The 20,402-nt window shown below is 73.6% G+C and carries 20 protein-coding genes; 11 read left to right on the top strand and 9 right to left on the bottom strand.

All coding sequences use genetic code 11. From position 1 onward, the window contains the following. The first annotated feature begins 272 nt into the window (after positions 1–272). On the top strand, positions 273–1,445 hold the full coding sequence (locus ACLHRZ_RS25240; RefSeq protein ID WP_490420796.1) for an acyl-CoA dehydrogenase family protein: 1,173 nt from the start codon (positions 273–275) through the stop codon (positions 1,443–1,445). Between the two features lie 149 nt (positions 1,446–1,594). On the opposite strand, the gene ACLHRZ_RS25235 is transcribed toward ACLHRZ_RS25240, so the two are convergent. After that, on the bottom strand, positions 1,595–1,951 hold the full coding sequence (locus ACLHRZ_RS25235) for a hypothetical protein (RefSeq protein ID WP_490420795.1): 357 nt from the start codon (positions 1,949–1,951) through the stop codon (positions 1,595–1,597). Positions 1,952–2,142: 191 nt separating this feature from the next. On the opposite strand from ACLHRZ_RS25235, the gene ACLHRZ_RS25230 reads away from it, so the two are divergent. The 5 genes from ACLHRZ_RS25230 to ACLHRZ_RS25210 all read left to right on the top strand — a co-directional run bounded on the left by ACLHRZ_RS25230 (position 2,143) and on the right by ACLHRZ_RS25210 (position 8,416). Beyond that, positions 2,143–2,586, top strand: a complete 444-nt coding sequence (locus ACLHRZ_RS25230) for an Lrp/AsnC family transcriptional regulator (protein WP_030365423.1) — start codon at positions 2,143–2,145, stop codon at positions 2,584–2,586. Positions 2,587–2,610: 24 nt separating this feature from the next. Continuing rightward, complete coding sequence (locus tag ACLHRZ_RS25225) at positions 2,611–4,248, top strand: amidohydrolase (RefSeq protein ID WP_490420794.1); 1,638 nt, start codon at positions 2,611–2,613, stop codon at positions 4,246–4,248. Positions 4,249–4,701: 453 nt separating this feature from the next. Continuing rightward, complete coding sequence (lnt, locus tag ACLHRZ_RS25220; RefSeq protein WP_490420793.1) at positions 4,702–6,354, top strand: apolipoprotein N-acyltransferase; 1,653 nt, start codon at positions 4,702–4,704, stop codon at positions 6,352–6,354. Continuing rightward, positions 6,351–7,121 carry a polyprenol monophosphomannose synthase gene (locus tag ACLHRZ_RS25215; RefSeq protein ID WP_490420792.1) on the top strand — a complete coding sequence of 257 codons (771 nt, stop codon included), beginning with the start codon at positions 6,351–6,353 and terminating at the stop codon, positions 7,119–7,121. Before lnt ends, ACLHRZ_RS25215 begins: the two co-directional genes overlap by 4 nt. A gap of 224 nt (positions 7,122–7,345) precedes the next feature. Beyond that, positions 7,346–8,416, top strand: a complete 1,071-nt coding sequence (locus ACLHRZ_RS25210; protein WP_490420791.1) for a methyltransferase — start codon at positions 7,346–7,348, stop codon at positions 8,414–8,416. A gap of 48 nt (positions 8,417–8,464) precedes the next feature. Here the strand turns inward: ACLHRZ_RS25210 and ACLHRZ_RS25205 are convergent, their stop codons facing one another. Then, positions 8,465–9,124 (bottom strand): TetR/AcrR family transcriptional regulator, encoded by a 660-nt coding sequence (locus tag ACLHRZ_RS25205; protein ID WP_490420790.1) that lies wholly within the window; start codon positions 9,122–9,124, stop codon positions 8,465–8,467. A 96-nt stretch (positions 9,125–9,220) separates the two neighbouring features. Between ACLHRZ_RS25205 and ACLHRZ_RS25200 the strand changes: the two genes are divergently transcribed. Together ACLHRZ_RS25200 and fxsA are read left to right on the top strand one after the other, a co-directional pair. After that, positions 9,221–10,474, top strand: coding sequence for an FAD-dependent monooxygenase (locus tag ACLHRZ_RS25200; protein WP_490420789.1), 1,254 nt, complete (start codon positions 9,221–9,223; stop codon positions 10,472–10,474). Then, complete coding sequence (gene fxsA, locus ACLHRZ_RS25195; protein WP_490420788.1) at positions 10,471–11,046, top strand: FxsA family membrane protein; 576 nt, start codon at positions 10,471–10,473, stop codon at positions 11,044–11,046. The genes ACLHRZ_RS25200 and fxsA overlap by 4 nt, the downstream gene beginning before the upstream one ends. A 76-nt stretch (positions 11,047–11,122) precedes the next feature. On the opposite strand, the gene ACLHRZ_RS25190 is transcribed toward fxsA, so the two are convergent. After that, a complete protein-coding gene (locus ACLHRZ_RS25190) occupies positions 11,123–11,497 on the bottom strand; it encodes an RNA polymerase-binding protein RbpA (protein WP_004948858.1) in 375 nt (124 codons plus the stop codon). Between the two features lie 219 nt (positions 11,498–11,716). Then, complete coding sequence (gene yczE / locus ACLHRZ_RS25185; RefSeq protein WP_490420787.1) at positions 11,717–12,397, bottom strand: membrane protein YczE; 681 nt, start codon at positions 12,395–12,397, stop codon at positions 11,717–11,719. A 102-nt stretch (positions 12,398–12,499) separates the two neighbouring features. Here yczE and ACLHRZ_RS25180 point away from each other — a divergent pair, with 102 nt between their 5' ends. Next, on the top strand, positions 12,500–14,008 hold the full coding sequence (locus tag ACLHRZ_RS25180) for an SCO1417 family PLP biosynthesis transcription factor (protein ID WP_490420786.1): 1,509 nt from the start codon (positions 12,500–12,502) through the stop codon (positions 14,006–14,008). Here the strand turns inward: ACLHRZ_RS25180 and ACLHRZ_RS25175 are convergent. Together ACLHRZ_RS25175 and ACLHRZ_RS25170 are read right to left on the bottom strand one after the other, a co-directional pair. Next, entirely contained in the window at positions 13,996–15,549 is a 1,554-nt protein-coding gene (locus ACLHRZ_RS25175; protein ID WP_490420785.1) for a hypothetical protein, read from the bottom strand. The two genes, ACLHRZ_RS25180 and ACLHRZ_RS25175, sit on opposite strands and share 13 nt — an antisense overlap. Before the next feature lie 22 nt (positions 15,550–15,571). Next, complete coding sequence (locus ACLHRZ_RS25170) at positions 15,572–15,766, bottom strand: hypothetical protein (protein ID WP_490420784.1); 195 nt, start codon at positions 15,764–15,766, stop codon at positions 15,572–15,574. A 104-nt stretch (positions 15,767–15,870) separates the two neighbouring features. On the opposite strand from ACLHRZ_RS25170, the gene ACLHRZ_RS25165 reads away from it, so the two are divergent. Beyond that, positions 15,871–16,290 (top strand): ankyrin repeat domain-containing protein, encoded by a 420-nt coding sequence (locus ACLHRZ_RS25165; RefSeq protein ID WP_490420783.1) that lies wholly within the window; start codon positions 15,871–15,873, stop codon positions 16,288–16,290. A gap of 98 nt (positions 16,291–16,388) precedes the next feature. Here ACLHRZ_RS25165 and ACLHRZ_RS25160 read toward each other — a convergent pair whose 3' ends face one another. From ACLHRZ_RS25160 to ACLHRZ_RS25150, 3 genes are read right to left on the bottom strand one after another with little or no spacing between them, the layout of a single operon-like run. Then, positions 16,389–17,786, bottom strand: a complete 1,398-nt coding sequence (locus tag ACLHRZ_RS25160) for an FtsW/RodA/SpoVE family cell cycle protein (RefSeq protein ID WP_490420782.1) — start codon at positions 17,784–17,786, stop codon at positions 16,389–16,391. A 47-nt stretch (positions 17,787–17,833) separates the two neighbouring features. Beyond that, on the bottom strand, positions 17,834–19,210 hold the full coding sequence (locus ACLHRZ_RS25155; protein ID WP_490420781.1) for a sensor histidine kinase: 1,377 nt from the start codon (positions 19,208–19,210) through the stop codon (positions 17,834–17,836). A gap of 4 nt (positions 19,211–19,214) precedes the next feature. Beyond that, complete coding sequence (locus ACLHRZ_RS25150; RefSeq protein ID WP_490420780.1) at positions 19,215–19,892, bottom strand: response regulator transcription factor; 678 nt, start codon at positions 19,890–19,892, stop codon at positions 19,215–19,217. Between the two features lie 172 nt (positions 19,893–20,064). Here ACLHRZ_RS25150 and ACLHRZ_RS25145 point away from each other — a divergent pair, with 172 nt between their 5' ends. Then, the gene (locus ACLHRZ_RS25145) at positions 20,065–20,394 is read left to right on the top strand and encodes a hypothetical protein (protein ID WP_490420779.1); all 330 of its coding nucleotides are present in this window, start codon (positions 20,065–20,067) and stop codon (positions 20,392–20,394) included. Positions 20,395–20,402: the final 8 nt, after the last annotated feature.

The raw sequence follows: 20,402 nt of genomic DNA, 5'->3' as shown, positions 1-20,402 counted from the left end.
CGTTGGGGAACCGTAGAAGGACTAGACCAGTTGGGTCAATGGTTCGGACCAAGTCGGATGAAAACGAGGGAGACCCCTGAGGAAACTTCGTCACGATCCGTCAACCAGTGACGCAGAGCCCCTGATCGGGCATACTCCGAATCGCCACAGCCGCAGGTCACGCCTAGTCCGAGACCCGGCCACGTGATCGTCGACTGGGCACCCACGGTGACGGCGCCACCACCCTTGCGCGCCGGTCGCCGCAGCGCCCTGACAGGGAGGAGAGCGCCCCCATGACCGACCACGGCCCACAGCCGGTGGAGCGTCAGCTGCCCACCGAGGAGGCCCGCGATCTGATCGCCCTCGTGCGCGAGCTCGTCCAGCGGGAGATCAGGCCCCGCGCCGCCGAGGAGGAGGATGCCGGGCAGTTCCCCCGCGAGGTCTTCCGGCTGCTCTCCGGCTCGGGACTGCTCGCCCTGCCGTACGCCGAGGAGTTCGGCGGCGGCGCCCAGCCGTACGAGGTCTACCTGCAGGTCCTGGAGGAACTCGCGGGCGCCCGGCTCACCGTGGGCCTCGGCGTCAGCGTGCACACGCTCGCCTGCCACGCCCTCGCCGGGTACGGCACCAAGGAGCAGCAGGCGGAGCACCTGCCCGCCATGCTGGGCGGCGGACTGCTCGGCGCGTACTGCCTCTCCGAGCCGTCCTCCGGCTCGGACGCGGCCTCCCTGCGCACCCGCGCCACCCGCGACGGCGACACCTGGACCCTCGAGGGCACCAAGGCGTGGATCACCCACGGCGGCATCGCGGACTTCTACACCGTCCTCGCCCGCACAGGCGGTGAAGGCGCCCACGGCATCACGGCGTTCCTCGTGCCGGGCGACGCCCCCGGCCTCACCGCGGCGGCGCCCGAGCGCAAGATGGGGATGAAGGGCTCACCCACGGCGCAGCTGCACTTCGACGGGGTGCGGATCCCCGACGCACGCCGCATCGGCGACGAGGGCCAGGGCTTCGCCATCGCCCTCTCCGCGCTCGACTCCGGGCGGCTGGGCATCGCCGCCTGCGCCATCGGCGTGGCCCAGGCGGCCCTGGACGAGGCCCTGGCCTTCGTCGAGGAGCGCCGGCAGTTCGGGCGGCCGCTCGCCGACTTCCAGGGCCTGCGCTTCATACTCGCCGACATGGCCACGCAGATCGAGGCGGGCCGCGCCCTCTATCTGGCCGCGGCGCGACTGCGGGACCAGGGGCTGCCGTTCTCCAAACAGGCCGCCATGGCGAAGCTGTTCTGCACCGACGCCGGGATGCAGGTCACCACGGATGCGGTGCAGTTGATGGGCGGTTACGGGTACACCGCGGACTTTCCGGCGGAGCGGTACATGCGGGAGGCCAAGGTTCTGCAGATCGTCGAGGGCACCAATCAGATTCAGCGGATGGTGGTTGCGCGGCATCTGGCCGGGCCGGAGTCGCGGTAGTTGCGCGCCCCGTGACGCGCCCGCAGCCGAGGTCCCCGGGGCTTCGCCCCGGAACCCTGGGGCAGTGCGTCAACTGCAGGCCGACGATGGCCGGCCCGCAGTTCCCCGCGCCCCTTACGGGGCGCGGGAGTTGGGGTGCGGGAGTCGGCCTAGTGCACCCGTACCGGCCTGGAGCCCGGGCCGCCGATGTGGGAGAAGGGCTGGGTGCGCCAGTCCAGACTCTCCGGGAGCGTCAGCAGGAGCGCGGTGTCGAGGCCCTGGGCCTCCGCCACGTCGTCCGCCGGGGCGGCCCCGTCCGCGCTGCTGCCCGAGCCCGGGCAGACCGTGAGCCCGAACGGGTTCCACGGGGACGGGCACAGGGCGTGCTCGGGAAGCGCCTCCTCGTCGGCGAGCAGCGCGATCGGCCGGGCGCAGGCCGGGCAGACCACCCGGAACATCTCGGTGATCTCGTAGCCCTCGTACAGGCCGCCGTCGCTCTCGTGATCGGTGCGTTCCAGGCTGGGCATAGTCTTTCTCCCCCTCAGCTGTCCGGCCGGACCCCGTCTCGGCCACAGCAAGCACTTCCCTCGCGGTGAGGGCGGTAATCGCTCCGGCCGGGAGGACACGGGTGCATGCCTGTGGCGTTCATCACATACTTTGTGCGCCAGAGGTGCAGTCGACTGTGCCGGGCGCGCGCGGACCCAGTAGGTTGATCCGCGTGGAGGAGTTGGACAGAGAGATCGTGGAACTGCTCGTCAAGGACGGGCGGATGAGTTACACCGACCTGGGCAAGGCCACCGGCCTGTCCACTTCGGCGGTGCACCAGCGCGTACGGCGCCTCGAACAGCGCGGCGTGATCCGCGGCTATGCGGCCGTGGTCGACCCCGAGGCGGTCGGGCTGCCGCTCACCGCGTTCATCTCGGTGAAACCCTTCGACCCCAGCGCTCCCGACGACATCGCGGACCGGCTGGCCGAGATCCCCGAGATCGAGGCCTGCCACAGCGTGGCCGGGGACGAGAACTACATCCTCAAGGTGCGGGTGGCGACCCCGCTGGAACTGGAGCACCTGCTGGCCCGCATCCGGTCGCTGGCCGGCGTCTCCACGCGGACGACCATCGTCCTGTCGACTCCTTACGAGGCACGGCCGCCGCGGGTCGGATAGCAGGCCCGGGGCAGAATGACCCCCATGAGCCAGCCCACTGAACCGCTCCGTACCGTCCTGCTGCGCAACGGCACCGTGCACAGCCCTGCCGACCCGTTCGCGACGGCGATGGTGGTGGAGCACGGGAGCGTGGCCTGGGTCGGTTCCGAAGGGGCCGCCGACTCCTTCGCCGACGGGGTGGACGAGGTCGTCGACCTCGACGGCGCGCTTGTCACGCCCGCGTTCACCGATGCGCACGTGCACACCACCGCCACCGGCCTCGCGCTCACCGGTCTCGACCTCACCGGCGCCCGCACCCTCGGCGAGGCCCTCGACCGGGTACGGGCGCACGCCGCTGCGCGCCCCGCGGACCGGGTGCTGCTCGGGCACGGGTGGGACGCCAGCCGCTGGCCCGAGCAGCGGCCCCCGTCCCGGCGGGAGCTCGACGAGGCGACCGGCGGGCGTCCCCTCTATCTGACCCGCGCCGACGTCCACTCCGCCGTCGTCACCACGGCCCTGCTCGATCTCGTCCCGCAGGTCGCCGCCGGCGACGGCGCACCGCTCACCGGTGACGACCACCACGCCGTGCGCGCCGCCGCGCTCGGCAGCATCGGTGCCGCACAGCGCACCGAGCTGCAGCGCGCCGCGCTGGCCCACGCGGCCTCGCTCGGCATCGGCTCCGTCCACGAGTGCGCCGGGCCGCAGATCTCCAGCGCCGATGACCTCACCGGGCTGCTGCGGCTGGCGGCCGAGGAGCCCGGCCCGCGGGTCACCGGCTACTGGGCCGAGGCCCTCGCCTCCGCCGCGGACGCGGAGCGGATCCGGGAGCTCGGCGCGGCCGGCGCCGCCGGCGACCTTTTCGTCGACGGCTCGCTCGGCTCGCACACCGCCTGCCTGCACGCGCCCTACGCCGACGCCCCCGCCCCCGGCCACACCGGCACCGCGCACCTGGACGCCGCGGCCGTCGCCGCGCACGTCGCCGCCTGCACCGAGGCCGGCATCCAGGCGGGTTTCCACGCCATCGGCGACGCCGCGCTCACCGCCGTCGTCGAGGGCGTGCGGGCCGCCGCCGAGAAGGTCGGCCTCGCCGCCGTCCGCGCCGCCCGGCACCGCGTCGAGCACGCCGAGATGCTCACCCCCGAACACATCGCCGCCTTCGCCGAGTTCGCCCTCACCGCCTCCGTGCAGCCGGCCTTCGACGCCGCGTGGGGCGGCGAGGACGGCATGTACGCGCAGCGCCTGGGCCGCGAGCGGGCCCGCACGCTCAACCCGTACGCCGCGCTGCTGCGCGCCGGGGTGCCCCTGGCGCTCGGCTCCGACAGCCCCGTCACCCCGCTCGACCCGTGGGGCACCGTCCGGGCCGCCGCCTTCCACCGCACCCCCGGGCACCGCGTCTCGGTCCGGGCGGCCTTCACGGCGCACACCCGCGGCGGCTGGCGGGCGATCGGCCGCGACGACGCGGGCGTGCTGGTGCCGGGCGCGCCCGCCGACTATGCGGTGTGGGAGACGGGCGAGCTGCTGGTGCAGGTCCCGGACACCCGGGTGGCCAACTGGTCCACCGACCCGCGCTCGGGCACGCCCGGCCTGCCGGACCTCACTCCGGGCGCCCCGCTGCCCGGGTGTCTGCGCACGGTCGTCGGCGGCCGGACCGTCCACCGGGCCTCCGCGCGCCCGAACGAGTGACGCAGAGATCATCACGTACCGCCGAACGACGTGCCGTCGGCCTGTCGCGCCGACGGCCCATCTGCCGTACTGACCTGCTGATTTGAGGTAGCCACGCAGGTCGCGAGGGTGTTGACACGGTGCGGGCGGCGGCCGGTAGGTTCTGCCGAGTCCACCACAGGACGTCCGGTCCGGCAGATCTCCGCGCAGTCGTCGACCGTCCGCTGGGCCATGGGGCGGGATGCCGGTCAGGCAGCCCGCCACTGGGAGCCAGGTCCAGCGTGCGGGGGCGAGGGATGGTTCCGCCCGTCCGGCAGGTGCGACCCGGGTGGGGCCCGGACGTTCAGTAGACAACGGCTCTCGGCCGCCGCAGCCAGCGGGTGCCCGGGCCGGCCCGAAGGACGCCGGGCCCCCATTCAGCGGCTTCGGGTACGGTCGGCTTCTGCACCCCGAAGCTGTCAGGAAGGCGCGACCGTGCCCCCGGGCCCCGAAATCTCTCCCGAAGCCGCGGTGACCGACGCCGCACCGGCACCGGACACGGCGGCCCCGGCACGCCCCCGCCGTGCCGTGCGCCTGGCCCGGCTCGTCCGCCGCGAGGTCCCCCGCACGGCCCTCGCGGCCGCCGCCGGACTGGCCCTGGCCGTGGCCTTCCCGCCGTACGACGTGTGGCCGCTGTCCGTCGTCGCCGTCGCGGCGCTCGCCCTGCTCACCCGGGGGCGCACGGCCCGCCAGGGGGCGTGGACGGGCTTCGCCTTCGCCTTCCCCTTCTTCTTCTGCCTGCTGCGCTGGCTGCACGTCGTCGGCTACGACGCCGTGACGGGCCTGTCGCTGGTCGAGGCGCTCTTCGTCGCCGCGCTCGGCGCCGGGCTCGCGCTGACCTCGCGGCTGCCCGCCTGGCCGCTGTGGGGCGCCTGCCTGTGGATCGCGCAGGAGTGGGCCCGGGACCGGGTGCCGTTCGGCGGCTTCCCCTGGGGCCGGCTCGCCTTCGCCAACACCGGTTCGCCCTTCACGCCCCTGGCGGCGCTCGGCGGGGCGCCCCTGGTGACCTTCGCGGTCGCCCTCGCGGGCGGGCTGCTGGCGTACGCCGCGGCGGCGCTCTGGCGGGCGCGCGGCGCGGGGCGGCGGCTGCGGGCCCTGCTGCCCGCCGTGGAGGCCGCCGCCCTGGCGGTGGCCGTCGGCGTCGCGGGGTACGCCGTGCCGGTGCCCACGAAGGCCGACGACACGGTGAACGTCGCCATCGTGCAGGGCAACGTGGAGAAGCCCGGCATGGACTTCCTCGGCCGCCCGCTGATGGTCCTCGACAACCACGTCTCCGCCACGCTGCGGCTGGCCGACGACATCAGGGCCGGGAAGGTGAAGAAGCCCGACCTGGTCATCTGGCCGGAGAACTCCTCGGACCTGGACCCCTTCCAGTACCAGGAGGCGTACGACCGCATCGACTCGGCCGTACGGGCGGTCGGCGTGCCCGTCCTCGTCGGCGCCCTCGTCGACCACCCGGGCAAACCGGGCTACATCGACAACAAGGGCATCGTCTGGGACCCGCAGACCGGCCCCGGGGCCTCGTACGCCAAGCAGCACCCGGTGCCGTTCGGCGAGTACGTGCCGTTCCGGGCCGAGCTCAGCAAGGTCATCACCCGGCTCCAGCGGGTGCCCCGCGACTTCTACCCCGGCGACCACACGGGCGTGATGCAGGTCGGCCCGGCCCGGCTCGGGGACGTCATCTGCTTCGAGGTCGCCTACGACGAGATCGTGCACGACACCGTCACGGCCGGCGCCCGGGCGCTCGTCGTCCAGACCAACAACGCCACCTACGGCCGCACCGGCCAGCCCGAGCAGCAGCTGGCGATGTCCCGGCTGCGGGCCGTCGAGCACGGCCGGGCCGTGGTGACCGCCGCGACCAGCGGCATCAGCGCCGTCGTGTCCCCCGACGGCCGAGTGCTGCAGCGCAGCAGGGAGTTCACGCAGGACGTGATCAGCGCGCGCATCCCGCTGCGCGACGGCACGACCGTCGCGGACCGCGTGGGTGCGGCCCCCGAATGGGCGCTCGCTATGGTGGGCCTTCTGTCCTGCGCGGCCGCGGTCCTGATCGGCCGGCGAGGACGACCGGAACAGAAGGGGCAAGAGTGAACGACGGTGGTCAGCGGCGATACGGTCCGCTCGGCACGACCTTGGTGATCATCCCGACCTACAACGAGGCGGAGAACATCAAGCCCATCGTCGCCCGGGTGCGGTCGGCCGTACCGGAGGCGCACGTCCTCGTCGCCGACGACAACAGCCCGGACGGCACGGGGAAGATAGCCGACGAGCTGGCGGCCGACGACGACCACGTCAAGGTGCTGCACCGCAAGGGCAAGGAGGGGCTCGGCGCCGCCTACCTGGCGGGCTTCCGCTGGGGCCTGGAGCACGGCTACGGCGTGCTGGTGGAGATGGACGCCGACGGCTCGCACCAGCCGGAGGAGCTGCCCCGGCTGCTCACCGCCCTCAAGGGCGCGGACCTGGTGCTCGGCTCGCGCTGGGTGCCGGGCGGCCGGGTCGTCAACTGGCCCAGGTCCCGCGAGTTCCTCTCCCGCGGCGGCTCCACCTACTCGCGACTGCTCCTGGACGTGCCGCTGCGCGACGTCACCGGCGGCTACCGCGCCTTCCGCCGCGAGACGCTGGAGGGCCTCGGCATGGAGGAGGTGGCCTCCCAGGGCTACTGCTTCCAGGTCGACCTGGCCTGGCGTGCGGTCAAGGCCGGCTTCCACGTGGTGGAGGTGCCCATCACCTTCGTCGAACGGGAGCTGGGGGACAGCAAGATGAGCCGCGACATCGTCGCGGAGGCCCTGTGGCGGGTGACGTCCTGGGGCATCGGCTCCCGGGCCGCCAAGGTCGGAAAGGCGCTGGGCCGGGGCTGACCGGCAACAGCAGAAGGAGGGGCGGGCACCGCGACGGTGCCCGCCCCTCGGCGTTGCCGGACCGGCAGGCCGAAACCCGGTGCCGGGCGGTGCGTCGGGCCCCGTCGCGTTTCGGCCAATGAACTGCGGGAACCCGCCGGAGTGCGCCATTCCCCGCGGGAGCACCGGTGACAGCCGCTGCGTCGGGCTGACACATTGGGTCAAGTGTCAACCAGTATCAGCCGATGAACGGGAGACGACCGTTGACCACCTCGCCCAGCAACCCGCTCTACACGTCGACGTTCTCCAGCGCACCGACCGGTGACCCCGCTGCCGTCCTGATCGACCTCATGCTCGGCCACATCTACTCCGGCGCGCTGCGCACCGTCGTCGAGCTCGGCGTCGCCGACTGCCTGGCCGACGGCCCGCTCACGCCCGAGGAGATCGCCGGACGCACCGGCACCCACGCGCCGTCCCTGCGGCGGGTGTTGCGGCTGCTCGCCAGCCGCGGGGTGTTCGGCGAGGACGAGAAGGGGGCCTTCGGGCTCACCCCCGCCGCGGAGTTGCTGCGCGTCGACGCGCCCGTCTCCCAGCACGACGGCACGCTGCTGCTCACCAACGAGCTCTTCCGGCGCTCGGTCGCCGGGATGCCGGAGGCCGTGCGCACCGGGGTGCCGGCCTTCGAAGCGGCCTACGGAATGCCGCTGTTCGCCTACCTGGCCACGCAGCCGGAGCTGCAGAAGCTCTTCGACCGCGGCATGTCCTCCTTCTCCGGTCCGCTGGACGACATCGTGACCGCGGCCTACGGGTTCCCCGCCGAGGGCACCGTCATCGACGTCGGCGGCGGCCGCGGCGGGCTGCTGCGGGCCGTGCTGCAGCACAACCCCGGTCTGTCCGGCGTGCTGTTCGACCAGGAGCAGACGGTCCGCGAGCACATCCTCGACGTGCCCGAACTCGCGGGCCGCTGGCGCACCGAGCCCGGCGACTTCTTCGCGAAGCTGCCCGGGGGCGGTGACGTCTACCTGCTGAAGAACATCCTCCACGACTGGAGCGACGAGGACTCCGTCCGCATCCTGCGCGGCCTGCGCGAAGTGATGCGGCCCGGCGGCCGGCTGCTGGTGGTGGAGGCGGTGCTCCCCGCCGGGAACGAGCCGCACTACGGCAAGGCGGCGGACATCATCATGCTGTCGACGCTGTGGGGCAAGGAGCGCACCGAGTCCGAATTCGCGGCGCTCCTGCGGGAGTCGGGGTTCGGGCTGGTGCGCGTCGTCCCGACTGCCTCCTGGCAGTCGATCGTGGAGGCGGAGGCGGTCTGACGGGGCCTGGTCCGTCGGGCGCGGCCTTGCCATCCCGCGGCAACCCCGTTACGGGCAAAGGGCGTTCTGGGCCTCGCCCAGAACGTCCAGCACCTCGCGGGCGGCAGCCCGCACCGCCGTGGCGCCGACCGCCCGCTGTGGTTCGAACGCGGCGCGGACCGTTTCCCCGAGCAACTCCCCCTGACGCTCCGGCGGCAGCGTCCCGGCCGTGAAGAAGAACCCGATCAGCACGGAGTCGATCGCGTACACCTGCTCCTCCAGCCGCTCCGCAGGCACCAGCAGCCCGTGCCGGCTCTGCGCGCGGACGATGTCCGCGAGCGTCGTGCGGATCCGCAACTCCTCTGCCAGCGGCACCCCGGTCGGTGCGGTGGTGAGCAGCGCGCCCAGCACCTCGTCGTCCCCGGCGTGGATCGCCCGCACGATCGGCTGCCGGAGCCGCTGCAGGTACACGTACTGCAGCAGCCGGTGCGGGAGGACGCCCGCCGGGTCCTCCTCGATCCGGGCGGCCACGTCGGCGAGCATCGCCGCGAACTCGCGCCGCAGGAGCGTCGTGAAGAGCTCCTCCTTGGTCTTCCAGTGCAGGTACAGGGTGCCCTTGCCGACCTGGGCCCGGCGGGCCACGTCGTCGACGGTGACCCGCTTGTAGCCCCAGCGCAGCAGCAGCTCGCGGGCCGCCCCCAGAATGCGCTCGGCGCGCTCGTCGTCCATGGGTCCGGGATGCTAGCCGAAAACCGCCGCACCGGACCTGTATGACTGAATTTCAAACTTGGTCACGCAGTATTGCGCGGTGTTACGGTCGCCGATATGACGCCACAGACGCCCCCCTCGTCCCTCTCGTCTCACACTTCACGCCGTCCCCGTGCCCTGATCGTCGGCTCCGGCATCTCCGGCCTCACCACGGCCCTCGCCCTGCACCGGGCGGGCTGGGACGCGCTGATCGTCGAACGCGCACCGAAGCGTCGCACCGGCGGCTACTTCGTCCGCTTCAACGGACCGGGCTACCGGGCGGCCGAACGCCTGGGCATCGCCGGGCAGTTACCCGACCGGCGCCATCCCCGCGGGCGCGTGCTCGAGGTGGACCACCGGGGCCGCCTCTCCCGCGGGCTGTCCTTCCCGGAGTCCATGGGCGGCACCCCCCTGCTCCTCCTGCTCCGCAGCGACCTGGAGCGGGTGCTGTACGAGCAGGTGCACGGCCGCGTGGAGATCCGCTACGGTGCGAGCCCGGTGCGCATCACCCAGGACCGGGACCGGGTGACGGCCGTGTTCGGCGACGGCACCGAGGAGAGCGCCGACCTCCTCGTCGGGGCCGACGGCATCCATTCCACCGTCCGTTCCCTGGCGTTCGGGCCCGAGGATCTCTACCGCAAGGACTTCGGCCACGTCGTCGCGGCCTGTGTGATGGACCGGGCCGTCCCGGGGCTGAAGGACGGCGACTGCATGATCGCCACCGATGCCGGCCGCGCCGCCTGGATCACCAGTTACGTGGACCACCCGCCGGTGGCCTTCTTCGTCTACCGCACCCCCTGGCCCGCCGCCGAGGTCCGCAAGCCGCCCGCCGACGCGCTGCGCGCCGCTTTCGCCGGGTTCGGCGGGCGCATCGTGCCGCCGATGCTGGCGGCGATGGACGGCGCGGAGTCCACCGCCTTCGACCAGGTCGGCCAGATCCACATCAACCGCTGGAGCCAGGGGCGGGTGGTGCTGGTCGGCGACTCCGCGTGGTGCATGACGCTCCACTCGGGCCAGGGCTCCGGCATGGGCATCGCGGGCGGCGAGCTGCTCGCCCGCAAGCTGGCCGAGCACCCCGGGGACATCGCCGTCGCCCTCGGCGCGTGGGAGCAGGAGCTGCGCCCGGAGATCGCGAAGCACCAGAAGACGGCGCTGTACATGCAGCACTACTTCATGCCGGCCAACACCGTCGGCAAACTGGCCCGCGACGCCTTCGTCAGGGTCGCCTCCAGCCCCGGCACCCGGGCGGTGGGCCGGCTCCTGGGCGGTCTGCTGCGGCCGCAGGGTGCGGCGGCTCCGTTCCGCCGCGGCCCAGGCACACTTGAGGCATGACGTTCGGAGCACAGCAGCAGTCCGCCGGCACCCCAGCAGGCCGTCCGCCCCGGCGCGGCGGGGCTCGCAGGTTCGTCCCGCTGGGGGTGGCCGCCTGGGCGGTCCTGGAGATCTGGCTGCTGACGCTCGTGGCCGGGGCGGCGGGCGGGGTCACCGTCGCCGCCCTGCTGGCCGCGGGCGTGGTGGCGGGTGCGTACGTGATCAAGCGCGCGGGGCGGCGCGCCTGGCAGCGGCTGGCCCGCTCGATGCAGCAGCCCCAGGAGCCGTCTCCCGCGGGCCGGGACGAGGAGGGCGGCGGGAACGCCCTGACGATGCTGGGCGGGCTGCTGCTGATGGTGCCGGGCCTGATCTCCGACGCGGCGGGGCTGCTGTGCCTCTTCCCGCCGACCCGCAACCTGCTCCGCAAGAGCTTCGAGCGCCGGCTGAACCGCACCCCGGCGCCGGGTTCGCTCGGCGACGCCTTCCGGCAGGCGCGCATGCACCAGCCGGACGGCAAGGTCGTCCAGGGCGAGGTCATCCGGGACGACGAGCCCCCGGCGCCGCGTTACGACGACCCCCAGCTGCCGCGCTGACCGGAGACGGACAAGGGCCCGGGCCGCTGCGAACGCAGCGGCCCGGGCCCTCGGTTCGGGTCTGTACCCGCCGCCGTCAGGCGGACTTGCGGGTGTCCCGCGGATGCACCGCGATGTTCATGGCGCCGGAGCGCAGGACCGCCAGCCGCTCGGCCAGCACCTCCTCGAGCTCCTCGCGGGTGCGTCGCTCCATGAGCATGTCCCAGTGCGTACGTGCGGGCTTGCCCTTCTTCTCCTCGGGACCGTCCCCGTCCACCAGGAGTGCCACGGCGCCGCACGCCTTGCACTCCCACTCCGGCGGAATCTCCGCCTCCACCGAGAACGGCATCTCGAATCGATGGCCGTTCGGGCATGCGTACTCCACCGCCTGGCGCGGGGCCAGATCGATGCCGCGGTCGGTCTCGTAGCTGGTAACCACAAGTCGCGTGCCGCGGAGAGCTCGCTCACTCATGAATCGTGCCTCCCGGGCTTGTCGCCCACAGGACAGGTGTCGCTGTCGTCGTCATCCGGTCAACGTCCGGTCGGCGGTGAAGATTCCCCGTTGAGGGACATGCGTCGCCCGTCGTGCCGCCCCTTTTGTACCCACCACCGCCCGGTTTGTCACATCAGGCACCAGATGTCACCCTGTGATTCTGGTGCTTCAACGCGCAGTAACGGTCCGTCCGGTGGATCAAAGGCGTACACTACCGGTTCGCATTTCCGGCTCCTGCACCAGGGCCCCTGTTCCGGACGCCATGGGCTCGCTGCGCACCGCCGGGCGCGGGGTGAACGCCCGCAGGAAGAACTGCGAGAGCGGTCCGATTCCGGCCGCGAACAGCACCGTGCCCACGCCGACCGTGCCGCCGAGCACGTACCCCGCCGCCAGCACCACGATCTCGATGCAGGTGCGCACCAGCCGCACCGAACGACCCGTCCTGCGGTGCAGCCCGGTCATCAGCCCGTCGCGCGGGCCCGGGCCGAAACGGGGTGCGATGTAGAGACCGGTCGCCAGCGCGCACAGGACGACCGAGAACAGCAGCAGCGGCACCCGCACCCACAGCGACCCGGGCGCGGGCACCAGGCTCAGCGTGGCGTCCATGACCAGGCCGATCAGCAGCACGTTGGAGACCGTGCCCAGCCCCGGCCGCTGCCGCAGCGGGATCCACAGCAGCAGCACGGCGACCCCGACGAGGATCGTGGCCGTGCCGACCGTCAGGCCCGAGTGCCGGGCGATCCCCTGGTTGAGCACGTCCCACGGCGCCAGCCCCAGCCCCGCCCGCAGCTGCAGCGCACAGCTGATCCCGTACAGCACGAGCCCGCCGTACAGCTGGACGACACGGCGGGCGAGGTGCGACCCCCCTGATGCGGACACGGAGTCCTCCTTGACAGTGGTGCAAGTGGCCTGAGACGTGACAGTCTGTGGACTGGGTCAAGACAAGATCCATGGCCAATCCCGGAAAGGTGGACCGGAAAGATGAGTCAGTGGACTTCTTCGGTGGGAGCGCCGCAGTTGGCGCGCCTCCTCGGTTCGCAGCACTCCCGCAACGGCACCGTGACCCCGCTGGGCGGCCGCCGCGCGCCCGCCTACCGGTCCCTCGCGGACGGCATCCGGCTGCTGGTCTTCGAGGGCCGCGTGCCCGTCGCCGCCCGGCTGCCCGCCGAGCGGGAGCTGGCCGCCGCCCTCTCCGTCAGCCGCACCACCGTCGCCGCCGCCTACGAGGCCCTGCGCGGCGAGGGGTTCCTGGAGTCCCGGCGCGGCGCGGGCAGCTGGACCGCCGTGCCCGCGGGGAACCCGCTGCCCACCCGGGGCCTGGACCCGCTGCCGCCGGAGGCCGCCGGCTCGGTGATCGACCTGGGCTGCGCCGCCCTCACCGCCCCCGAGCCCTGGCTGACCCGCGCCTTCCAGGGCGCCCTCGGCGAACTCCCGCCCTACGCCCACACGCACGGCGACTACCCGGCGGGCCTGCCCGCGCTGCGCCAGGCCCTGGCCGACCGCTACACCGCCCGCGGGATCCCCACCATGCCCGAGCAGATCATGGTCACCACCGGGGCCATGGGCGCCGTCGCCGCCATCTGCAGGCTGCTGGCCGGGCGCGGCGAGCGGGTCGCCGTCGAGTCGCCCTCCTACGCCAACGTCCTCCAGCTGATGCGCGAGGCCGGCGCCCGGCTGGTACCCGTGGCCATGGCCGACCGGCTCGCCGGCTGGGACCTGGCGGCCTGGCGCCAGGTGCTGCGGGACGCCGCCCCGCGCATGGCCTACGTCATCGCCGACTTCCACAACCCCACCGGCGCCCTCGCCCCCGAGGAGCAGCGCCGCGAGCTCGTCGAGGCGGCGCGGGCCGCGGGCACCGTGCTGATCGCCGACGAGACCATGTCGGACCTGGTGCTCGACGAGGACGTGGAACTGCCGCGCCCGGTCTGCGCCTTCGACCCCGCCGGCAGCTCCGTCATCACCGTCGGCTCGGCCAGCAAGTCCTTCTGGGCCGGCCTGCGCATCGGCTGGGTGCGGGCCGCGCCCGACGTCATCCGCAGCCTCGTCGCCGCCCGCGCCTGGGCCGACCTGGCCACCCCCGTGCTCGACCAGCTCGCCGTCACCTGGCTGCTCAACACCGAGGGCTGGGAGGAGTCCATCGCCATACGGCGCTCCACCACCCGCGAGAACCGCGACGCGCTCGTCGCGGCGCTCGAGCGGCACCTGCCCGACTGGGAGTACACCGTCCCGCACGGCGGCCTGACCCTGTGGGCGCGCACCGGCGGGCTCTCCGGCTCGCGGATCGCCGAGGCGGGGGAGCGGCTCGGGGTGCGCGTGCCCTCCGGGCCGCGGTTCGGGGTCGACGGGGCCTTCGAGGGCTACGTGCGCCTGCCGTTCACCGTCAACGGCGCGGTCGCGGAGGAGGCGGCCACCCGGCTGGCCGAGGCCGCGCACCTGGTGGCCAGCGGCGCGACCGCGGCGGCCGAGACGCCGCGGACCTACGTGGCCTGATCCGCCGGCTCGGCCTGCTCCGCCGGGTGCGCCGCGAACAGCGGCTCCGGCAGCAGGCCGAGCACCGCCTGCCGCTCGGCCTCGCCGGCGTCCTCGTCGTACGGGTCCGGCGTGGCCGGCACCTGCAGGCGGTGCACGGGACCGGCGCCCAGCCGCGCGTAACCCCGGCCCGGCGGCACGTCGTTGACGGTCGTGGAGTGCGCGGAAGTGCCGAGCGCCGCGAGCACCTGCTCGGGGGTGACCGCGCCGAGCAGCACCCGGGCGAGGGCCTGGGCGCGCACCTGGGCGTCCAGCAGCCCCTCGGCGTCGAGCTGTTCGCCGATCGCGACGGTCACGTTCGCGACCCGGCCGTTGAACAGCGGCACCTGCAGCAGCGTCTGCGGGTCGGGGCGCCCCTGGGCGGCGGCGAGGCGGCTCAGCGCCGCGGGCCGGTCGACGACGATCCACAGCGGGCGGCGGGCGTCCTCCGGCACCGGACGCCCCTGCTGCCGTGCCGAGTTGACGGCCATGAGCCGCCGCTCCGTCTCGTGCCCCGCCCACTCCAGCACGGCGAGGGCCCCGGTGAGCGAGGACTCCACGGCCAGCACCCCGTGGCGCCCGGCGAGCGCCGCGTACTCCCCGGTGCCGCCGCCGTCCAGGATCACCGCGTCGCCGTGCGGGAGCGCCTGGAGCAGGACCGAGCGCAGCAGGGTGGTGACGCCCGCACCCGGCCGGCCCAGCGCCAGCAGGTGCGGTTCGGCGGAGCGCGGGCCCGTGCGCCACACCACGGGCGAGGCGTCGTACAGCTCGTCGCCGTCGGCCACCGGCAGGGTGCGCTGGACCGCCGCGGGGTCGGTGAGGCCCAGCACGGTCTCCCCGGGGGCGGTCACGAAGCGCTGGGCGCGGACGCCCGTGGGCAGCGGGGGCAGCACGGTGAGGCACAGCCGGTTGGCGGACTCGTCCCAGTCGAAGCCGTACTCCCGGTCCCGTCCGGCCTTGAGGTGCAGCAGCTGCTCGATCCGGGTGCGGGACGCGTTCTCGCCGTCGGTGAACCAGCCCGGGTAGCGCAGCTGCAGCGCGGCCAGCCGCCCCCGGTCGTCGAAGACGTACTCGTCGAACGCCTTCCGCCAGCTGCCCCCGTGCTCGTACAGCGGCCTCGGGTCCTGCGGGTCGGACAGGTACGGCACCAGGGCCTCGTACAGCGCCTGCAGCCGTGCCGTCTCCGCCGGCTCGGGCTCCTGCGTCCGCTGCGTCCGCCGGGCGCGGCCGGTCCAGGCGCCGGCCGCCAGCAGCGAGACCGTGGCCAACGGCGGCCCGTAGGGCACCAGCGCCACGATGGCCAGGCAGGAGGCCACCAGGAGCACCGCCGAGCCGCGCCGCTCCCGTGGGGTCCGCGCCCACCGCCGCCGCCCGGAGACGGCCAGCGCCTGCAGACCGCGGGTGATGACGATCAGCGGGTGGAAGACGTCCCGGGCGCTCTCGGCGACCGTCTGTACGAACTCCCGGCCCTGCGGCAGCCGGGGGCCCCGGTGCACGGTGCGCGGAAGTCCTCGCCGGCCCACGTCGGTCTCCTGACGGGCGCCGCTAGAACTTGATCCCGCCCAGCAGACTCGCCAGGCTGGCACCGCCGGCCTTGATGCTCGGGGCGATTCCAGTACTGGCGAGGTAGAAGCCGAACAGGGAGCAGATGATCAGGTGCGAAGCCTTGAGCCCGTCCTTGCGGAAGAACAGGAACACCACGACACCGAGCAGGACGACGCCGGAGATGGAGAGGATCATGGTTATCTCCTGGGTGCTGGGGGACGGTCACCATGAGCTCCTCCAGCTTCACAGAATGTGTCAGCACGGCAACCGTTGGTAACCCGAGCGGAGGACCGCACATCATGACCGGACCGACCCCCGAGTCGACCGAACCCGCCCACGACCCCGAGGTGCTCCAGCTCGCGGCCAAGGTCTTCGACCTGGCCCGGCACGGTGACACCGCCACCCTCGCCGCCTACGTGGACGCAGGCGTGCCGGTCAACCTCACCAACGACCGCGGTGATTCGCTCGTCATGCTGGCCGCGTACCACGGGCACGCGGACGCGGTGACCGCGCTCCTGGAGCGCGGTGCGGATCCGGACAAGGCGAACGACCGGGGGCAGACGCCCTTGGCCGGCGCCGTTTTCAAGGGGGAGGAGGAGGTTGTGCGCATTCTGATGGCGCACGGTGCCGATCCGTCGGCCGGGTCGCCTTCCGCTGTGGAGGCGGCGCAGGTTTTCGGCAAGCAGGAGCTCTTGGAGCTGTTCCGCGGCGGTCGGTGAGCTGCGGGTTGTTTTTGGCTGGTCGCGCCCACGCGGCGGAGCCGCAAATCGAAACAGCCCCGCGCCCCTTCGGGGCGCGAAGCCCCCGCGGGCGCGGATCACGGGCCGGGGCGGATCCTCGCCCTGCCCGCGCCGTCGCTGATGCGGATCAGGATCGCCACCATCAGCCAGTTGGCCACCAGTGATGAGCCGCTCTTCGCCAGGAAGGGCAGGGCCTTGCCCGTCAGGGGGATCAGGCCCATCACGCCGCCCGCCACCACGAAGACCTGCAGGGCCAGTGCGCCCGCGAGACCGACCGCCAGCAGCTTGCCGAACGGGTCGCGCGAGCGCAGGGCCACGCTCAGGCCGCGCTGGGCCATCAGCGCGTACAGCGTGAGCACCACCATCACCCCGGCCAGGCCGAGCTCCTCGCCCACCGTGGTGAGGATGAAGTCGCTGCGGCCCGCGAAGCCGATCAGCTCCGGGTGGCCCTGGCCCAGGCCGGTGCCCGTGACGCCGCCGCTGCCGAAGCCGAACAGCGCGTTCGCCAGCTGGGTGGAGACCGTGCTGCCCGGCTTGTACGCGTCGAAGGGGTGCTGCCACGCCAGGATGCGGCCCTTGACGTGCGGCTCCATCGAGCCCACGACCACCGCGCCGACCGAGGCCATCAGCACGCCGACGATCACCCAGCTGCCGCGCTCGGTGGCCGCGTAGAGCATCACCACGAACAGGCCGAAGAAGATCAGCGAGGTGCCCAGGTCCCGTTCGATGATCAGGACGAACAGGCTCAGCAGCCACACGGCCAGGATGGGGCCCAGCTGGCGGCCCGGGGGCAGCCGGACGCCGAGGACCTTCCGGCCGGTGAGCGCCAGGGCGTCGCGGTGGATGACCAGATAGCCGGCGAAGAAGACCGCGATCATGGTCTTGACGAACTCGCCGGGCTGGAAGGACAGCGGGCCCAGGAAGATCCAGCGCTTGGCGCCGTAGGTGTCGCCGGGGAAGAAGGCCGGCGCCATCAGCAGCACCAGGGCGACGGCCATCATCAGGTAGATGTAGCGCTGCAGCCAGCGGTGGTCCTTCAGCAGCACCAGCACGGCGACGCAGACCGCCACCCCTATGACCGTCCACATCAGCTGGCCGGAGGCGGTCGGGGCGGAGTTGTACCGTTCCTTGTAGGAGTAGTCCAGCCGGTAGAGCAGCACCAGCCCGAGCCCGGACAGCAGCACGGCCAGCGGCAGGATCAGCGGGTCCGCGTACGGCGCCCAGCGGCGCACCGCCAGGTGCGGCACCAGGGCCAGGCACACCATGCTGGCCGCGAATCCGGCGAGCCCGCCGGGGACGCTGCCGGTGGTCGACAGGCCCGTGTACGCGTAGCCGCCGACGCAGATCACGACGCCGAAGACGAGCATGACCGCCTCGTGGCGGCGCCACTTGGCCGAGGCCGCGCGTGCCTCGGCGGGCACGCCGCTCCCGCCGTCGCTCTCGACTCGTACGGTTTCCACGGTCACACCGTCCATGATCCTCGGGGTCGGCTGAAGAAATCCTGAGGTTCCTGAAGCCGTCTTCAGGAACCGGGGTCCGGAGGCAGCGGGAAACGGGCCACCAGCCGGGCGCCGGGAGCGCCCGCGGCCGCCTCCAGCTCCCCGCCGTGCGCCCGCGCGATGCCGCGGGCGATGGCGAGGCCCAGGCCGCTGCCCCCGCGCTCCCGGTCGCGCGCGGCGTCCAGCCGCACGAAGCGCTCGAAGACCCGCTCCCGCTCCGCCGCCGGGATGCCGGCACCGTCGTCGGCCACCTCCAGCACCGCCTCCCGCGCCCGCTCGTCCAGGGACGCGCGCACGGTCACCCGGGACGCGGCGTGCCGCAGCGCATTGTCGACGAGGTTGGCCAGCATGCGCTCCAGCTGCCCCGGGCGTCCGCGCATCGGCACGGGCACGTCGGCGGTGACGGTCAAGGGTACGCGGGGTGCCGGCCGGCGGGCCGCCTCCTCCGCGGCCAGCAGCGCCAGATCCACCGGTTCGCCCGGGCCCGGCGCCCGCGCGTCGAGCCCGGCCAGGAGCAGCAGGTCGGCGGCGATCGTCTGCAGCCGCACGGTGTCCGCCAGGGCCGCCTGCACCGACTCGGCGGACGGGCCACCGGGCGTGGCGAGTGCCACTTCCAGCTGCGAGTGCACCGCCGCCACCGGGTTGCGCAGCTCGTGCGAGGCGTCGGCGACGAACTGCCGCTGCCGGCCGACCGCCTGCTCCAGCCGGTCCAGGGTGGCGTTGACGGTACGGGCCAGCAGCGCCACCTCGTCGCCGCCCGCCGGCTCCGGCACCCTGCGGTCCAGCTCACGGGCGCTGACCGCGGCCAGTTCGGTGCGGATGGCCGTCACCGGGCGCAGGGCCAGGCTCGTCACGGCCCAGGCGATGGCCGCCGCGAGGGCGATCAGCGGCGGGGCCCCGGCGACCAGGCCCACGGCGATGGTGTGCGCGGCGTCGTCCACGTCGCTGAGCACGGTCAGGGCGTAGACGTACCGCTCCCCGCCCGGCGGGGTCGCGCGGACCACCACGACGGCGCCGCGCTGCCCGCCCACGGCCGGGGTGCAGCACAGCACGCGGTCGGCGCTGTCCGCGCCGGCGGCCGGGCGGATCGGCGCGACGGCGCGGGCCAGCGGGTCGGCGGAGGGGCGGCTGGTGGCGACGACCCTGCCCTGCGGGTCGAGCACGAGGACCACGTCGACCCCGGAGCGGGGCGCGGGCAGCAGGGCGGGCAGTTCGCCGGAGTCGGCCAGGGAGGCGATCTCGCGGGCGGCCAGCTCGGTGCGGCTGTTGGCGTTGTCCAGCAGGTTGGTCCGCAGGACCGTGTAGAGCCAGGCGCCGCCCGCGGCCAGCAGCAGCGTCATGGCGAGCGCGGCCGCGGCGGCCGCCCGGCCGCGGACCGTGCGGGGGAGGAGGCGGGCCACGGGCTCAGCCGCCGTCGGGCGACAGCCGGTAGCCCGTGCCGTGGACGGTCAGGATGGAGCGGCGTCCGAAGGGGGCGTCGATCTTCCGGCGCAACGAGGAGACGTAGACCTCGACGATGTTCGGGTCGGTCTCGGCGGGGGAGTCCCACACCTCGTCGAGGATGTCCCGCTTGGCCACGGCCCGGCCGGCGTTCTCCAGCAGGCAGCGCAGCACGGACAGTTCACGGGCGGTCAGCTCGACGTCCGTCCCGCCGCGCCGGCAGCGCCGCGCGGCGGGGTCCAGCACCAGGTCCCCGGCGCGCAGTTCGCCGTGGGCGCCGGTGCCGCGGCGGCGGCCCAGGGCGCGCAGCCGGGCCAGCAGCACCACGAAGGAGAACGGCTTGGTCAGATAGTCGTCGGCCCCCGCGTCGAGCCCGGCCGCCTCGTCGTACTCGCCGTCCTTCGCGGTGAGCATCAGCACCGGCGTCCACTGGTCGAGCCGCCGCAGCCGGGCGCAGATCTCGTAGCCGTCCAGGCCCGGCAGCATCACGTCCAGCACGATCACGTCGTACGCGCCGGAGAGTGCGGCCTCCAGCCCGCGCCGGCCGTCGTGGACGGCCTCCACCCAGTGCCCTTCGGAGGTCAGCCCACGGCGGAGCGAATCGGCGAGCCCCGTCTCGTCCTCGACTATCAGTATGCGCACGTCCCCCAGCCTCACATATCCGGCATGGCGCCCTTCCGGCGTGGGTGCTGCGTGACGATGCGTGACGTCGCGCACACTCGGTGGTGGCGGCCGTAACCGGCCGACATCGCGTCGAGTTGACGCGGCGGAACACGCGCATCGGAACACGCAGGACGGAGCAGTGGTCTCAGCCATGAGCAAACGCCAGAAGGGTCGTCGGCACCGCCGGGTCAACCGCACCCCGCGCCCGGTCGGCGCGTCCCGCCCGTACGCCCCGCGGCCGGAGGCCCGGCCCGAGCCCCCGCGGGTGCTCCCCGGCCTCGGCCGCCACGAGGCCCGCACCTGGGACGGCCTGCAGGCCTGCGGGGACGGGGGAGCCTCCGTCGGCGAACTGTGCGCGTCCGTGGGCTACCAGACGCGCACGATCGTCAAGCACGTGCAGGGCCTGGCCGGTCACGGCCTGGCGGAGCTGCGCGGCGACCGCTGGTACGCCACGGCCGGGGCGCAGCCGGCCGGCCGCTGAGGAGCGCC

Source organism: Streptomyces sp. AM25 (assembly GCF_058146165.1).
Note: the sequence above shows the minus strand (reverse complement) of the source record. Positions and strands in the feature narration are given on the sequence as shown.

What these genes read in the sequence shown, in the direction of transcription:
- ACLHRZ_RS25240 (WP_490420796.1), top strand. Translation starts at nt 273, where the DNA reads ATGACCGACCACGGCCCACAGCCGGTGGAGCGTCAGCTGCCCACCGAG.
- ACLHRZ_RS25235 (WP_490420795.1), bottom strand. Translation starts at nt 1,951, where the DNA reads ATGCCCAGCCTGGAACGCACCGATCACGAGAGCGACGGCGGCCTGTAC.
- ACLHRZ_RS25225 (WP_490420794.1), top strand. Translation starts at nt 2,611, where the DNA reads ATGAGCCAGCCCACTGAACCGCTCCGTACCGTCCTGCTGCGCAACGGC.
- ACLHRZ_RS25210 (WP_490420791.1), top strand. Translation starts at nt 7,346, where the DNA reads ATGAACGGGAGACGACCGTTGACCACCTCGCCCAGCAACCCGCTCTAC.
- ACLHRZ_RS25205 (WP_490420790.1), bottom strand. Translation starts at nt 9,124, where the DNA reads ATGGACGACGAGCGCGCCGAGCGCATTCTGGGGGCGGCCCGCGAGCTG.
- ACLHRZ_RS25200 (WP_490420789.1), top strand. Translation starts at nt 9,221, where the DNA reads ATGACGCCACAGACGCCCCCCTCGTCCCTCTCGTCTCACACTTCACGC.
- fxsA (WP_490420788.1), top strand. Translation starts at nt 10,471, where the DNA reads ATGACGTTCGGAGCACAGCAGCAGTCCGCCGGCACCCCAGCAGGCCGT.
- ACLHRZ_RS25190 (WP_004948858.1), bottom strand. Translation starts at nt 11,497, where the DNA reads ATGAGTGAGCGAGCTCTCCGCGGCACGCGACTTGTGGTTACCAGCTAC.
- ACLHRZ_RS25180 (WP_490420786.1), top strand. Translation starts at nt 12,500, where the DNA reads ATGAGTCAGTGGACTTCTTCGGTGGGAGCGCCGCAGTTGGCGCGCCTC.
- ACLHRZ_RS25170 (WP_490420784.1), bottom strand. Translation starts at nt 15,766, where the DNA reads ATGATCCTCTCCATCTCCGGCGTCGTCCTGCTCGGTGTCGTGGTGTTC.
- ACLHRZ_RS25165 (WP_490420783.1), top strand. Translation starts at nt 15,871, where the DNA reads ATGACCGGACCGACCCCCGAGTCGACCGAACCCGCCCACGACCCCGAG.
- ACLHRZ_RS25160 (WP_490420782.1), bottom strand. Translation starts at nt 17,786, where the DNA reads ATGGACGGTGTGACCGTGGAAACCGTACGAGTCGAGAGCGACGGCGGG.
- ACLHRZ_RS25145 (WP_490420779.1), top strand. Translation starts at nt 20,065, where the DNA reads ATGAGCAAACGCCAGAAGGGTCGTCGGCACCGCCGGGTCAACCGCACC.